Source organism: Achromobacter sp. ACM05, assembly GCF_019218915.1.
Classification (GTDB): Bacteria; Pseudomonadota; Gammaproteobacteria; order Burkholderiales; family Burkholderiaceae_B; genus Achromobacter; species Achromobacter animicus.
In genome coordinates this window covers 2,220,273-2,234,188 of the sequence record NZ_JAHUWQ010000001.1, presented here as the reverse complement: position 1 = coordinate 2,234,188, position 13,916 = coordinate 2,220,273, and the positions used below count along the sequence as shown (strand labels likewise).

Annotated in this window: 16 protein-coding genes; 7 read left to right on the top strand and 9 right to left on the bottom strand. The window is 66.0% G+C overall.

The window, feature by feature from the left end:
- Window positions 1-213 precede the first annotated feature (213 nt).
- From KW836_RS10190 to KW836_RS10175, 4 genes are read left to right on the top strand one after another with little or no spacing between them, the layout of a single operon-like run.
- On the top strand, window positions 214-1,233 hold the full coding sequence (locus KW836_RS10190; protein WP_218343151.1) for a tripartite tricarboxylate transporter substrate binding protein: 1,020 nt from the start codon (window positions 214-216) through the stop codon (window positions 1,231-1,233).
- Window positions 1,234-1,276: 43 nt separating this feature from the next.
- Window positions 1,277-1,957, top strand: a complete 681-nt coding sequence (locus tag KW836_RS10185; RefSeq protein ID WP_218343150.1) for a 3-oxoacid CoA-transferase subunit A — start codon at window positions 1,277-1,279, stop codon at window positions 1,955-1,957.
- A gap of 25 nt (window positions 1,958-1,982) precedes the next feature.
- Entirely contained in the window at window positions 1,983-2,624 is a 642-nt protein-coding gene (locus KW836_RS10180) for a 3-oxoacid CoA-transferase subunit B (RefSeq protein WP_175125880.1), read from the top strand.
- A complete protein-coding gene (locus KW836_RS10175) occupies window positions 2,624-3,451 on the top strand; it encodes an IclR family transcriptional regulator C-terminal domain-containing protein (RefSeq protein ID WP_175125879.1) in 828 nt (275 codons plus the stop codon). The genes KW836_RS10180 and KW836_RS10175 overlap by 1 nt, the downstream gene beginning before the upstream one ends.
- Before the next feature lie 26 nt (window positions 3,452-3,477).
- On the opposite strand, the gene KW836_RS10170 is transcribed toward KW836_RS10175, so the two are convergent.
- The 6 genes from KW836_RS10170 to KW836_RS10145 all read right to left on the bottom strand — a co-directional run bounded on the left by KW836_RS10170 (window position 3,478) and on the right by KW836_RS10145 (window position 8,169).
- Entirely contained in the window at window positions 3,478-4,527 is a 1,050-nt protein-coding gene (locus KW836_RS10170) for an L-threonylcarbamoyladenylate synthase (RefSeq protein WP_218343149.1), read from the bottom strand.
- Window positions 4,528-4,538: 11 nt separating this feature from the next.
- Window positions 4,539-5,729: a 5-(carboxyamino)imidazole ribonucleotide synthase gene (locus KW836_RS10165; protein ID WP_218343148.1), complete on the bottom strand. Its 1,191-nt coding sequence runs from the start codon at window positions 5,727-5,729 to the stop codon at window positions 4,539-4,541.
- A gap of 5 nt (window positions 5,730-5,734) precedes the next feature.
- Entirely contained in the window at window positions 5,735-6,256 is a 522-nt protein-coding gene (gene purE / locus KW836_RS10160; RefSeq protein WP_218343147.1) for a 5-(carboxyamino)imidazole ribonucleotide mutase, read from the bottom strand.
- A gap of 103 nt (window positions 6,257-6,359) precedes the next feature.
- Window positions 6,360-6,932 (bottom strand): disulfide bond formation protein B, encoded by a 573-nt coding sequence (locus tag KW836_RS10155; RefSeq protein WP_218343146.1) that lies wholly within the window; start codon window positions 6,930-6,932, stop codon window positions 6,360-6,362.
- A 10-nt stretch (window positions 6,933-6,942) separates the two neighbouring features.
- On the bottom strand, window positions 6,943-7,101 hold the full coding sequence (locus KW836_RS10150) for a DUF5993 family protein (protein ID WP_175125874.1): 159 nt from the start codon (window positions 7,099-7,101) through the stop codon (window positions 6,943-6,945).
- Between the two features lie 186 nt (window positions 7,102-7,287).
- A complete protein-coding gene (locus tag KW836_RS10145; protein WP_175125873.1) occupies window positions 7,288-8,169 on the bottom strand; it encodes a phosphoribosylaminoimidazolesuccinocarboxamide synthase in 882 nt (293 codons plus the stop codon).
- 243 nt (window positions 8,170-8,412) lie between these two features.
- Here KW836_RS10145 and KW836_RS10140 point away from each other — a divergent pair, with 243 nt between their 5' ends.
- A complete protein-coding gene (locus KW836_RS10140) occupies window positions 8,413-8,865 on the top strand; it encodes a GFA family protein (protein ID WP_218343145.1) in 453 nt (150 codons plus the stop codon).
- A gap of 105 nt (window positions 8,866-8,970) precedes the next feature.
- Here the strand turns inward: KW836_RS10140 and fba are convergent, their stop codons facing one another.
- The gene (gene fba / locus KW836_RS10135; RefSeq protein WP_056326713.1) at window positions 8,971-10,035 is read right to left on the bottom strand and encodes a class II fructose-bisphosphate aldolase; all 1,065 of its coding nucleotides are present in this window, start codon (window positions 10,033-10,035) and stop codon (window positions 8,971-8,973) included.
- Window positions 10,036-10,251: 216 nt separating this feature from the next.
- Window positions 10,252-11,151 carry an SMP-30/gluconolactonase/LRE family protein gene (locus KW836_RS10130; RefSeq protein WP_175125871.1) on the bottom strand — a complete coding sequence of 300 codons (900 nt, stop codon included), beginning with the start codon at window positions 11,149-11,151 and terminating at the stop codon, window positions 10,252-10,254.
- A gap of 271 nt (window positions 11,152-11,422) precedes the next feature.
- Between KW836_RS10130 and KW836_RS10125 the strand changes: the two genes are divergently transcribed.
- Both KW836_RS10125 and KW836_RS10120 read left to right on the top strand, forming a co-directional pair.
- Window positions 11,423-12,736: a dicarboxylate/amino acid:cation symporter gene (locus KW836_RS10125; RefSeq protein WP_218343144.1), complete on the top strand. Its 1,314-nt coding sequence runs from the start codon at window positions 11,423-11,425 to the stop codon at window positions 12,734-12,736.
- A gap of 137 nt (window positions 12,737-12,873) precedes the next feature.
- Window positions 12,874-13,260, top strand: coding sequence for a hypothetical protein (locus tag KW836_RS10120; RefSeq protein WP_218343143.1), 387 nt, complete (start codon window positions 12,874-12,876; stop codon window positions 13,258-13,260).
- A 42-nt stretch (window positions 13,261-13,302) separates the two neighbouring features.
- On the opposite strand, the gene KW836_RS10115 is transcribed toward KW836_RS10120, so the two are convergent.
- On the bottom strand, window positions 13,303-13,737 hold the full coding sequence (locus KW836_RS10115) for a hypothetical protein (protein ID WP_175125868.1): 435 nt from the start codon (window positions 13,735-13,737) through the stop codon (window positions 13,303-13,305).
- Between the last annotated feature and the right edge of the window lie 179 nt (window positions 13,738-13,916).

Here is a 13,916-nt window from a genome sequence, read left to right as displayed (position 1 = left end):
TAAAAATGGCGCACCGGTGAACGCGAACCCCTTGTCCGGTGATCGAACTTTTTTGACGGAGACATGCGCCGTCGTGCCGATTTCCCCGTGCCATACTTTTTTTGCGTCTTTGTCCGATAGCCGGCAAATCCGCAGACCCTTAAAAGCCGTCGCGTCACATAAAAACCCGGACGCGCAGCGGCAAATCGGCCGATTCATGGAGGAGACAAGTCCATGGCACATGCATGCAAGTCGCAGCCTCATCACCCGGCGGCCACTGACCGCCGCCGCGTCATCAAACACGTGCTGTTCGCCGCGCTGGCGGCGGCCGGCGTGGTCACCGGCACCGCCCACGCGGCCGATAACTGGCCCAGCAAGCCGATCAAGATCATCGTGCCGTACACGCCGGGCGGTTCCACCGACATCGTGACGCGCATCGTGATGGAAAAGCTGGGACCGCGGCTGAACCAGACCATCGTCGTCGAGAATCGCCCCGGCGCAAACAGCAGCCTGGGGTCGGCGCTAGCCGCCAAGGCGGAACCCGACGGCTACACGTTCCTGTCGATGCTGCCGGCCTACATCATCAACTTCCATCTCTACAAGCTGGGTTACACGCCCGCGGACCTGACGCCCGTTGTGCAGATGGCGGACCTGCCGCTGTTCCTGTTCGTGGCGAACGAGCTTCCCGTCAAGACCGTGGCGGAGCTGGTCGCGTATGCCCGCAAGAATCCGGACAAGCTCACCTACGCGTCCAGCGGCAACGGCTCCAGCGCGCACCTGACCGGCGCCGACTTTGCGCTGCAGAACAAGATCACGATGACGCACGTGGCGTACAAGGGCAGCGCGCCGATCCTGACCGACATCCTCGGCAACCGCGTAAGCATGGTGTTCGATCCCGTGCTGGTGCCGATGCAATACGTGAAGCAGAACCGCCTGAAGGCGCTGGCGTTCACGGGCAAGGAACGCTGGCCCACGGAACCGGACATTCCCACCATGGAAGAAGCCGGCATGCCGGGCTTTGTCACCGGCTCATGGGCCGGCCTGATGGCGCCGGCCAACACGCCCAAGCCGATCATCGAACGCATGGCGCGCGAGATCAGCGAGATCGTCAAGGAGCCGGACGTGCGCCAGAAGTTCGTGGATGCGGGCTTTCTGCCGGTGGGCGGCACGCCGGCGGAGTTTGCCGAATTGATGAAGAAGGACTCGGCACGCTACGCCGAGATCATCAAGCAGGCCAACATCACCGTGAACTGAGCGGGGCCGGGCGCCGCGGCGTCCGCCCCATCGGAGCCCTCCCATGATCGACAAGTTCATCGACACGCCGGAAGCCGCCGTTGCGGATGTGCATGACGGCGCCATCGTGCTCATCAGCGGGTTCGGCGGCGCCGGCATGCCCACCGAACTGATCCACGCCCTCATCGACCAGGGCGCGCGCGAACTCACCGTGGTCAGCAACAACGCCGGCAATCGCGAGACGGGCCTGGCCGCGCTGGTTAAGGCCGGACGCGTACGCAAGGTGATCTGCTCGTTTCCGAAGGCCTCGCACTCCTGGGTCTTCGACGAACTCTACCGGCAAGGCCGCATCGAGCTCGAATGCGTGCCGCAAGGCACGATCGCCGAACGCTTGCGCGCGGCCGGCGCGGGACTGGGCGGCTTCTTCACGCCCACCGCCTACGGCACCGAGCTTGCGCGCGGCAAGGAGACCCGCATCATCAACGGCCGCGGCCACGTGTTCGAGGAGCCGCTGCATGGCGACTTTGCGCTGGTCAAGGCCGACCGCGGCGACCGCTGGGGCAACCTGACCTACAACATGAGCGCGCGCAACTTCGGCCCCATCATGTGCATGGCCGCCAAGACGACCATCGTGCAGGTGCGCGCCAAGGCTGAATTGGGCGAACTGCCGCCCGAGGCCGTGGTGACGCCGGGCATCTTCGTCAAGCGCGTGACCGAAATGCCCAACGCCGCCTTTTCCAGTTGACGCCATTGCGCTTGAAGGAGTCCGCATGTTTCATCCCCTGACCCGCGAAGCCATGGCACGCCGCCTGGCCCTGGACATTCCCGACGGCAGCTACGTGAACCTGGGCATCGGCATGCCGGTGCTGGTGGCCGCCCATCTGCCCGAGGGCCGCGAGATCGTGCTGCACAGCGAAAATGGCATCCTCGGCATGGGTCCGCCCCCGGCCGAGGCCGACATCAACCTGGACCTGATCAACGCCGGCAAGCAACCGGTGACCCTGCTGACCGGCGGCTCGTATTTCCATCACGCGGACTCGTTCGCGATGATGCGCGGCGGCCATCTGGACATCTGCGTGATGGGCGGCATGCAGGTTGCGGCCAACGGCGATCTGGCGAACTGGTCGCTGAACAAGCCCGGCGAAGCGCCGGCCGTCGGCGGCGCGATGGATCTGGCCGTGGGCGCGCGCAGCGTGTTCATCATGATGGAGCACAACAGCAAGAACGGTGATCCCAAGATCGTCGAACGCTGCACCTATCCGCTGACCGGCGCGGGCGTGGTGGACCGCATCTACACGGACCTCGCGGTTATCGACGTCACGCCGGACGGCCTGGTGGTCCGGGATATGATCGACGGCATGACGCTGACCGAACTGCAGACGCGCACCGGCGCGCCCCTGCGCGCAGCCTGATGCTGCCCAACCTGCCCGCTCCCGGCTACGCCGCGCCGCCCACGGCCGAAGACCATCCGGACCAGTTGCGCGGCGATCCGGACTATATGCTGACGCTGGCGCGCGGCCTGCACGTCATCCGCGCCTTCGGCACGCGCCGCCATCCGCAGACCGCGGCCGAACTGAGCCGGCGCGCCGGCCTGCCGCGCGCCGTCGTGCAACGCTGCCTGCACACGCTGATCCTCTTGGGCATGGCCGAGCAGCACGGCAGGCTCTACGTGCTGACGCCGCGCATCCTGGGGCTGGGCTACGCGTACTTTTCGTCCACGCCGTTCGTTTCGCTGGCGCAGCCCGTGCTGGAAGAATTGAGCGCGACCGTGAACGAGACCTGCGCGCTCGCCATCATGGAAGGCCATGAAATGCTTTACCTCGCGCGGTCCGAGGTGAACCGCCTGCTGGCCACGTCGATGGGGTTGGGAAGCCGCCTGCCCGCGTATTGCACGTCGATCGGGCGCGTGCTGCTGGCGGAACTGCCGGAGCCTGCCCTGGCGCGGTATTTCGCGGCGACCGACCTGCAGCCCTATACCGAGTTCACGCTGACCACCGAGGCAAAGTTGCGCGCGGAGCTGGCGCGCATCCGCGAGCAGGGCTATGCGGTCGTCGACCAGGAACTGGAATTGAACGTGCGCGCGATCTCGGTGGCCGTGCGATCGGCCAGCGGCAAGGCCTGCGGGGCGGTGAATGTCAGCGTGAAGGCGGCGCGCGTGCCGCTCAGCCGCCTGCAAGACGACTTCCTGCCGCCCTTGCGGCAGGCCGTGGAACGGATCGGGGAATTCCTGGCCGCGTGAGCGGTCAGGTGTGAGCGGCCAGCAGGTTACAGGCCGGTGGTGTCCAGCGTGAAGGCCGCGGCGGCGCGGCCGATGCGGTCGTTGACCGCGTGCCAGTCATCGGTGGCGGGCGGCGCCTGCACGATGATGCGCGCATAGCCCTGACCATCCAGATCGCGCAGCAGGCCGTACAGCGCCTGCGCATAGCGCGCCGGGTCCGCGGATACCGGTTGCCACTGCACGCGGGGATCGGCTGCGGCGGGTTGCGGGCCGTAGGCCACTAGCACCACGCGGCCTTCGGGCAGATTGCGTCCGGCCAGCACATCGTTCATGCGGGCCTCGCTGGCCAGTTCGAGCGGCGTGCGCGGCGCGTAATGCGCCTTCAACGTGCCGGACGCGCGCGGCGCCGCGGCGTCGGGCGCAAAGACCTGCACGCCCAGCACGGCTTCGATCTGCGCGGCGCTGATGTGGCCGGGCCGCAGCAGCACGGGCCCCGCGCCGCGATCCAGGCGCGACAGGTCGAGAATGGTGGATTCGATGCCAACGTCCGACGCGCCGCCTTCCAGCACGGGCATGCCGGCCGCGACTTCGTCGGGGAACTCGTTACGGACGTGCTCGGCGCGGGTGGGCGACACCTGGCCGAACTTGTTGGCCGATGGCGCCGCCACACCGCCCTGCCCGTTCGGCTTGCCGGCCGCAAACGCCGCCAGCAGCGCCTGCGCCACCGGATGCGACGGACAACGGATGCCGATGCTGTCCTGCCCGCCGCTCACCGTGTCGACGATGTGCGGCGCGCGCTTCAGGATCAAGGTCAGCGGACCCGGCCAGAACGCGTCGATCAGCAATTGCGCTTCGGGCGGCACGTGCGCCGCCCAATACGCCACGTCGCCCTGCGGCGCGATATGCACGATGACGGGATGGTTCGAGGGCCGGCCCTTGGCCGCGTAGATCTTGGCGACGGCCTGCGGGTTTTCGGCGTCCGCGCCCAGGCCGTAGACGGTCTCGGTCGGAAAGGCGGCCAGTTCGCCGTCCAGCATGCGCTGGGCGGCGTGGGCGATTTCCGCGGCGCTGGCGGAGACGGACGGAGATGAGGACATCGGTTTGCCGCTTACTCGGGCGCCTGCATGCCCAACGCGGCGGCCACGCGGGCGGCGTCGTCGCGGGCCTGCTGCAAGGTGGCCGCCACGATCGTGATGTGGCCCATCTTGCGGCCACGGCGCGCCTCGCGCTTGCCGTACAGGTGCAGCTTGGCCGAGGGCACGGCCAGCGCGGCCGCCCAATCGGGCTCGCGTTGAGCGTCACCCGTGGCGTCGGCGTACCAGATGTCGCCCAGGATGTTCAGCATGACGGCGGGCGCCAGCAGGTCGGTGCCGCCCAGCGGCAGGCCGGCCATGGCGCGCGCCTGCTGCTCGAACTGGCTGGTGACGCAGGCGTCGATCGTGTAGTGGCCGCTGTTGTGCGGACGCGGCGCGATCTCGTTGACGATCAGACTGCCGTCCTGGAGCACGAAGAATTCCACGCACAGCACGCCGTGATAGCCCAGCCCCTGCGCGATGGCCTGCGCGGCTTCGGTGGCGCGGGCCTGGCGTTCGGCGTGGGCCGCGTCCTGCTGCACGGGCGCCGCGGTGGATACGGCAAGGATGCCGTCGACATGCACGTTGCGCGCCACGGGAAACACCACGCTGGCACCGTCAAAGCCGCGCGCCAGCACGACCGAGATTTCGTAGTCCAGCGGCATCAGCGCTTCCAGCACGCAAGCGACACCGCCGAATTCGGCGAAGGCGGCGATGGCTTCTTCGCGGGTGTTGATGCGGGCCTGGCCCTTGCCGTCGTATCCCAGGCGCGCCACCTTGAGGATGCCGGGGAACAGCGCGTCCGATGCGGCGTTCAGATCGGCTTCGCTGCGGATGGCAGCGTGCGGCGCGACCGGGATGCCTTGCGCGGCGATGAAGGTCTTTTCAGCGATGCGGTCCTGCACGATGGCCACGGCGTCACCAGCCGGGCTGACGCGGCACTGGGTCGCCAACGCGCGCAGGCTGTCGGCGGGCACGTTTTCGAATTCAGTGGTGACGGCCTGGCACGTCTGCGCCAGGCGGACCAGACCGGCCTCGTCGTCATAGGCGGCCTGGATGTGCAGGTCGGCCACCATGCCGGCCGGGCATTCTGCGGCCGGGTCCAGCACCGCGACCTTGTAGCCCAGGCTTTGCGCCGCGTGACAGAACATGCGGCCCAGTTGGCCGCCGCCCAGCATGCCCAGCCAGCCGCCGGGCGCGATCAGGAAAGGAGTCGATTGAGTCATTCGGATCAGGCCTCGGGCGGAACCTTCATGTCGCGCGCGACCTGCGTCTGGCGGGCGCGGAACGCCACCAGCTTTGCGTGCAGGCCGGCATCGGTGCCCGCCAGCGTGGCGATCACGTGCAACGCGGCGTTGGCGGCGCCGGCTTCGCCGATGGCAAAGGTGGCCACCGGCACGCCCTTGGGCATCTGCACGATGGACAGCAGCGAGTCTTCGCCGCGCAGGTATTTGGAGGGGACCGGCACGCCGAACACCGGCACTTCGGTCAGGGCAGCCATCATGCCCGGCAGGTGCGCCGCGCCGCCGGCGCCGGCGATGATGCCGCGCAGGCCGCGCTGGTGTGCTGCGGCGCCGTATTCGGCCATGTCCTGCGGCATGCGGTGCGCGGAGATGACGCGCGCCTCGTAGGCCACGCCGAAATCCTCCAGCATCGTCACCGCGTGCTTCATGACCTCCCAATCGCTGGAAGATCCCATAATCACGCCCACCACGGAGGAGGCTTGCGCCGCTGCGGAAGTCTGGTCTGTCATAACCGGTGTCTAGTAGTTGAGACACGGCGCACGCGCCGCGAAATGTCGGGGGACCGCGGGACCAGCCCGCGAAACCCGGTATTTTACCCGGCGCCGGAGACCGTTACGGCGACGCGGCGCTTTTCAGCCAAAGGTAGCTGACCGGATCGTCGGGGCACGGTCCGAAACCGCACTGCAGCGTGGTGCTGCCGGCGTTGGCCAGGGCGACGATGAAAAACAGGGCCATGACCACCATGCCCAGCATCGAGACGGGCTTTTTGAGCATGCTGTCGCCCCACTTGCGGTCCACGCACAGCATGACGACGCAGAACACGATGATCGCCGTGAAGGCGACGAACGCCCAGGTATAAAAGTGCACGCCCAGAAAGGGCGTGCCGTAGCCCGCGTCGCCCGGGGCAATGTGCAGCAGCACCTGGCGTCCCGCGGCCAGCATGCCGGCCAGCGCGCCGGCAATGCTCATTGCATAGTGCATCGGCGACGGTCCGAGTCGCAGGTTCAAGAGGAAACCCACACCCGCAAGGATCAGCGCCACGCGCTGCAGCAGGCACAGCGGACACGGCAGTTCGTCGTAGGCGAATTGCCAGGCGAAGGCCATGCAGAGGATGCCGGTGACCCCGAGCAGCGCCAGGGCATTGAGGATGCGCGAGCCGCGCGCCGGATTGCTGGAAAAGATCATCGCTGCCGCTTCACAGGGACATCGCCAGCGGGCTGGTCATATGGTATTTGCACCAGGCGGCAAAGATGGCCAGGGTCAGCAGCCAGAAGGTCACGCACGGACGGCGCCGGCCCACGAGTCCAAACCACACTGCCAGCGTCCCAGTCACAAAGGGCAGCATCATCACCATGCGGCGCTCCTTTTCTCGGAAATCCCGTATCAAGCAGCGGACGAGTATAGCGTAACAATCCGAAATAATTTCGCACTGAAAATGCGGGTTTGCCCGAGGGGTGCGTCAGCCTGCGGCGCCACGTCAAGACCCGTCGGCGAAAAAAAACCGCTCGAACGACGAGCGGCTTTCTTGGTGTGGACGCGATCAGGCGATCAGGCGGTCCAGGGCTTCGCGGTACTTCGCGGCCGTCTTTTCCAGCACTTCCTGCGGCAGGCGCGGCGCGGGCGGGGTCTTGTCCCACGTTTGCGTCTCGAGCCAGTCGCGCACGAACTGCTTGTCGAACGACGGGGGGCTGATGCCGACGCGGTAGCCGTCGGCGGGCCAGAAGCGCGACGAATCGGGCGTCAGCACTTCGTCCATCAGGTGCAGCGTGCCGTTGTCGTCCAGGCCGAACTCGAACTTGGTGTCGGCGATGATGATGCCCTTGGTGGCGGCAAAGGCGGCGGCTTCGGCGTACAGCTTGAGCGTCACGTCGCGGATGCGCTCGGCCATTTCCTGGCCGACTTCCTTGACCACGTGCGCGAAGTCCACGTTCTCGTCGTGCATGCCGAACTCGGCCTTGGCGGCGGGCGTGAAGATGGGCTCGGGCAGCTTGCTGGCCTGTTGCAGGCCGGCCGGCAGCTTGATGCCGCAAACCGCGCCGGTCGCCTGATAGTCCTTCCAGCCCGAACCGATCAGGTAGCCGCGGGCAACCGCTTCCACCAGGATGGGCTTCAGACGCTTGACCACCACGGCGCGGCCGCGCACCTGGTCCACTTCGTCGGGCGCCACCACGTCTTCGGGCTTCACGCCGGTCGAGTGGTTGGGCAGGATGTGCGACAGCTTCTGCAACCAGAATTCGGTCAGTTCGGTCAGCACCTGTCCCTTGCCGGGAATGGGGTCGTCAAGGATCACGTCAAATGCGGAGATGCGATCCGACGCGACGATCAGCAACTTGTCGTCGCCGACCGCGTACATATCGCGCACCTTGCCGCGTCCCAGCAGCGGCAGGGACTTGATGCTGGATTCATGCAAAGCAGAAGTCACGGGAATGGCCTATGGCAAAAATGAACATTCCCGCCGCGGGCGGACGCCAGGGCGGGAAGGGAAACGAAATCGGGCACCAGGCGGAGGCGGCGCCGGACGGCAGCTTCCGCAAAGCGCATAGATTACTGCAAATAAGTTCGTCTTGCCGCCGCTCCGGGCGCGGGGTAGGCTTTCTTTCCCATCCATGATTCGCGCCGGCCGCCCCGAGCGTCACGGCGCAACACCGCCCGGAGACAAAGCCGTATGCAGGATGCTTCCCCCAAACGCATGCCCCACGCCGACGCGCAGGTCCACATGACAGGCGGCTGCCAGTGCGGCGCCATCCGCTACGCCCTCACCGACGAGCCCCTCACCGCCGCCACCTGTCACTGCCGCGACTGCCAGTACTCCAGCGGCGGCGCGCCGGCCCACGCCCTGATCTTTCCCGCGGGCGCCGTCACGCTGCTGCGCGGACAACCCAAGGAACACCGCTACCAGGGCGACTCCGGCCACACCGTCATGCGCAGCTTCTGTGCGGCGTGTGGCACGCCGCTGTTCGGCAATTCGGAAGGCATGGGCTACGAAGTCGTGCGCGCAGGGTCGCTGGATGACCCCGAAGCGTTTCATTCCAAGGCAAGCCTGTGGACGGACTCGGCGCCGTCATGGCATCACGTAGACCGGTCGGTGCCGAGCTTCGGGAAGAATTCGCCGGCGTAGCGCGCGCGTCCGTCATGGCCGCAAAAACAAAAAGAGCTGGCCCGCGAGGACCAGCTCTTTTTCTGCCTGCGCCGCCTTCGCAAGAAGGCGGCATGGGCGAGGACCTTATTGCACCACTTGCGACAGCTTGCCCGACGCGTACTGCGCGGCGATTTCGGTCAGCGGCAGCGGCTTGATCTTGCTGGCGTTGCCGGCGGTGCCGAATTCCGTGTAGCGAGCGACACAGATCGCCTTGGCGGCGGCGCGGGCGGGCTTGAGGTATTCGCGCGGGTCGAATTTCTCGGGGTTCTCGGCAAAGAAGCGGCGGATCGCGCCGGTCATGGCCAGACGGATATCGGTGTCGATATTGATCTTGCGCACGCCGTACTTGATGGCTTCCTGGATTTCCTCGACGGGCACGCCGTAGGTTTCCTTCATGTTGCCGCCGAATTCACGGATCTCGGCCAGCAGTTCCTGCGGCACGCTGGAGCTGCCGTGCATCACCAGGTGGGTGTTGGGCAGGCGGGCGTGGATTTCCTTGATGCGGGAGATCGACAGGATGTCGCCGGTGGGCTTGCGCGTGAACTTGTAGGCGCCGTGGCTGGTGCCGATGGCGATTGCCAGGGCGTCCAGTTGCGTGCGGCGCACGAAGTCTGCGGCTTGTTCCGGGTCGGTCAGCAGCTGATCCATGGTCAGCTTGCCGTCGGCGCCGTGGCCGTCTTCCTTGTCGCCTTCCATGGTTTCCAGGGAACCCAGGCAGCCGAGTTCGCCTTCGACGGTCACGCCCAGCTTGTGCGCGATGTCCACGACCTTCTTGGTGACTTCGACGTTGTAGTCGTAGTCGGCGATGGTCTTGCCGTCTTCTTTCAGCGAGCCGTCCATCATGACGCTGGAGAAGCCCAGGTCGATGGCGCCCTGGCAGATCTTGGGCGATTGGCCGTGATCCTGGTGCATGACCACGGGGATGTGCGGGTAGGACTCAACGGCGGCCTGGATCAGATACTTCAGGAAGCCTTCGCCCGCGTATTTGCGCGCGCCGGCCGAGGCCTGCATGATCACCGGGCTGTCGGTCTCCGCCGCGGCTTCCATGATGGCCTGGACCTGTTCCAGGTTGTTGACGTTGAAAGCCGGAATGCCGTAGCCGTGCTCGGCGGCGTGGTCGAGCAACTGGCGCATGGAGACTAGGGCCATGAGTGGTCCTCCTTAGGTACTGTCTATTGAGAGATGGTTGAAGCCTTGCTGAATGGCGTGATTTTACGGGGGAATCGAAGAAAGGTCTTGCAACGGCCGGTATCCTATCCATTCAGGTGAAACCGGACGCCCTAGCCCGGCTGATATCCGCCTTGCGGCCCAGCCCATGCGGCCCACGGCCGCGGCGCCCTTGCCCTGCTTTCCCCCGCTTGTGGCCTAGGGCCTGCCCGCGTGCGGCACATCCACCCGGGTCATCAGGATGCGGGCCTGCGGCTTGGCGCGCCGGTTGGCTTCCACGAAATCCGGCGCGGCCGCCATGAAAAGCGTTTTGCCGTCCGGTCCGCCCAGCGCGGCCGCGAAGATGCCGAATTCGCCGGTGTCGATCTGCTCGAGAATCCGTCCACCACGTTCCACGCGCACGATGCGCTTGCCGATGGCGTCGCCCACCCACAACGCGCCCTCTTCGTCCAGCGCGCCCCCGTCCGGCGCAATCTTGGACGCCGCGATCACGGCGGTCAGGTCGTCGGTTTCAGGCAGCTCGCCGAAATTGGCCCAGTCGCGGCGCGGCCCCAGCACGCCGTTGGGCTCGATGTCGAACTCGGAAATGCGGTTGGCGAAGGTCTCGTTGACGATCAGGGTCTTGCCGTCGGGCGTGATGAACGAGCCGTTGGGAAAGCACAGGCCGTCCGCCACCACCTGCGCCACACCGTCCGGATCCACGCGCACCAGCGTCGTCGTGCGCACGGGTTCGCCCGCCATGATGTCGAATCCGAAATTGCCCACGTAGGCGCGGCCCTGCGCGTCCACCACCATGTCATTGATATGGCCGCCGGTCAGCGCGGACAGGTCGGCATGCACCGACAGCGTGCCGTCCGCCTCGCGCCGCAGCACCTTGCGGTCTTTCATGGACGAGATCAGCAGGCGGCCGTCGGGCAGCCAACCCAGCCCCGACGGTTGCTGCGGGACCAGACAGACGCGGTCCACCGCCCCCTGGAGCGTCACGGTAATGACCTGCCCCGTATAGAAGTCCGAGGCCCACAGGCGGTTTTCGTGCCAGCGCAGCCCTTCCAGATAGGTGTAGCCGGAAGCCAGTACGGACAATTCGCGATTCGGCATTGCTTTGTCTCCTTTGTCGCCCCGCGCGGGGCTGGTTCCCAGGTGGCGCCCGGCCTTCCTGACGAGGCCGGAAGGGGCATTCTGGCACGGCTGATCTGTCCCCGAACCGACAACTCGCTGTCAGGTTCACGGCGTTAACATCGCGCCCCAAGGGTTAACCCGAGCAGCACCTGGACCCTGGCATGTCCGTCACCGGACCGTCTGCCCCGCCTCATGCCGGCGGGCCTGGCCCTCTGGGCCAAGCGGCGGCTCCCCGTTATCCCGTTTTCAAATGAACACTAAGAAGCTGACGCGTTATATCGGCATCGCCATGGTGCTGGGCATCGTGGTGGGCTATGTCTGCAACAAGTTCGCGCAGACCCCGGAAGAGGCGAAGCAGATCGCCTCGTACTTCAGCCTGATCACCGACATCTTCCTGCGCATGATCAAGATGATCATCGCGCCGCTCGTGTTCGCCACCCTGGTGACCGGCCTGGCCAGCATGAGCGACGCCAGCGCGGTGGGCCGCATCGGCATGCGCGCCATGATCTGGTTTATCGCCGCCTCGGCGATTTCCCTGCTGCTGGGCCTGGCGCTGGTCAACATCTTCCAGCCCGGCGCGCACATGAACCTGGCGATCCCGGACGCGGGCGTGACTTCGGGCCTGAAGACGGGCGATTTCACGCTGAAGGCGTTCATCGCGCACGTGTTCCCCAAGAGCATTGCCGAAGCGATGGCCAACAACGAGATCCTGCAGATCCTGGTGTTCTCGCTGTTCTTCGGCGCGGCGCTGTCGTTCATCCGCGGCAAGGGCCACAACACGATCTACAACATGATCGATGAACTGGCCAAGATCATGTTCCGAGTGACCGACTATGTGATGCGCTTTGCGCCGCTGGGCGTGTTCGCCGCCATGGCCGCCGCCATCACGACCGAAGGCCTGGGCGTGCTGGTCAGTTACGGCAAGCTCATCGGCGAGTTCTACCTGGGTCTGGCGCTGCTGTGGGCCATTCTGTTCGGCGTCGGCTACCTGTTCCTGGGCAAGTCCACGTTCCGCCTGGGCGGGCTCATCAAGGAACCGACCTTGCTGGCGTTCTCGACCGCGAGCAGCGAATCGGCCTATCCGAAGACGATCGAGGCGCTGTCGCGGTTTGGCGTGTCCAAGCGCATCTCGGGCTTCGTGCTGCCGCTGGGCTATTCGTTCAACCTGGACGGCTCGATGATGTATCAGTCGTTCGCGGTGCTGTTCATCGCGCAGGCCTACAACATCGACATGAGCTTCACGCAGCAACTGACCCTGCTGCTGGTGCTGATGGTGACCAGCAAGGGCATGGCTGGCGTGGCGCGCGCCTCGCTGGTCGTGGTGGCCGCGACGCTGCCGATGTTCCATCTGCCGGAAGCCGGCCTGCTGCTCATCATGGGCATCGACCAGTTCTTCGACATGGGCCGCACCGCCACGAACGTGGTCGGCAATAGCCTGGCCACGGCCGTGATCGCCAAGCTGGAAGGCAAGGAAGAAGGCAGCGAAGAAGGCACCGATGATGCCGCGTCCGCGCAGGCTTCGAACGAGGCGCCGCCCAGCCGGCCCGCCAGCCAGAACGCATAAGTGAAACGGGCCGCTAAGGCCCGTTTTACATGGGAGGCGCCCGCTTGACCGGCGCGGGCGGCCGGGCGCAACATAAAGGCCCATTTCGACCACGTACCGGCGCGGCGCGCATGGGCGCCGCGTCTGGCCCGCACACCATGAATCTTCTGTCTACCCGGGCGGCCGCGGCCGCCGCGCTTGCCGCCGGCCTTTTTGCGGCAGTACCCGCCGCGCATGGCTGGACCCGCATTTCGTGCGACCTTGCCGGCACCGTTGCCACGTTTCCCACCACCTTCCGCCAATTCCGCACCGACGGCACGGAACTGACACAGGTGCTGTTCAAGCTGAAGGTGAAGGCTGCCGACATACCGGACGGCGAACGAGCCGACACCGACTGCGCCGAATTCGTGAACAAGGACGTCGACGTGGTGCTGGAGAACGTGGCCGCGCGCAACATTATGCGCGGCAAGCCCTTGAAGGTGCGCTACAAGTACGACGAATCGCTGGGGCAGACGCTGGCGACCAAATATGAACTGGCGCGCTGAGCCTGCCCCCGGTGTCCTGACCGCGGTATCAGTCGCGCGGTATCAGTCATTGACCGAGCAGGACACGGGCGCGCCGTCTTCGAATTCCACGTCGTAGGTGTGCACAGGATCCCAGGGCAGCGTGAACCACAGTTCGTAGCCATCGCCGTCTTCGTCGAACAGCCACAGCGCGCGCAGCACGGCTTTTTCGGCCATGGCTTCGGCGGTTTCTTCGGCCAGGAGCTGGTCGTCTTCGATGCCCAGCTTTTTGTAGTGCTCGTACGAATAGTTGTCGAGGAGGAACTCGGCAGCGGCAAGAATCTGTTCGTCCAGGTTGTCAATGATGGCCTTGACCACCTTGGAGGCGCCGGCAAGGGGCTCTTCGCCGTCCGTCTGGATCATGACGTGAATGGGGGGCCGACCCTCTCCGGCGGGGACGTTTTCCGCCGCCCACAGATCGGGTTCTTCGAGGTCCTGGGTGAAATTGAATCGTGCCATCGGGGGCTCCGTAAATTGAAACGGCAAGCCGGAAAAGGCAGCGGCTTGCCCTAGGCCGTGAGACCTTTCAGCCATTTAACCAGATGCCGGCTCCTGCGTCTGTGGCGGGAAGCGACGTTTTTGCGCCTAGGACATGCGCACGTCTTGCCAGACCGGCGCGGGGCAAGGCGCGGACCGCC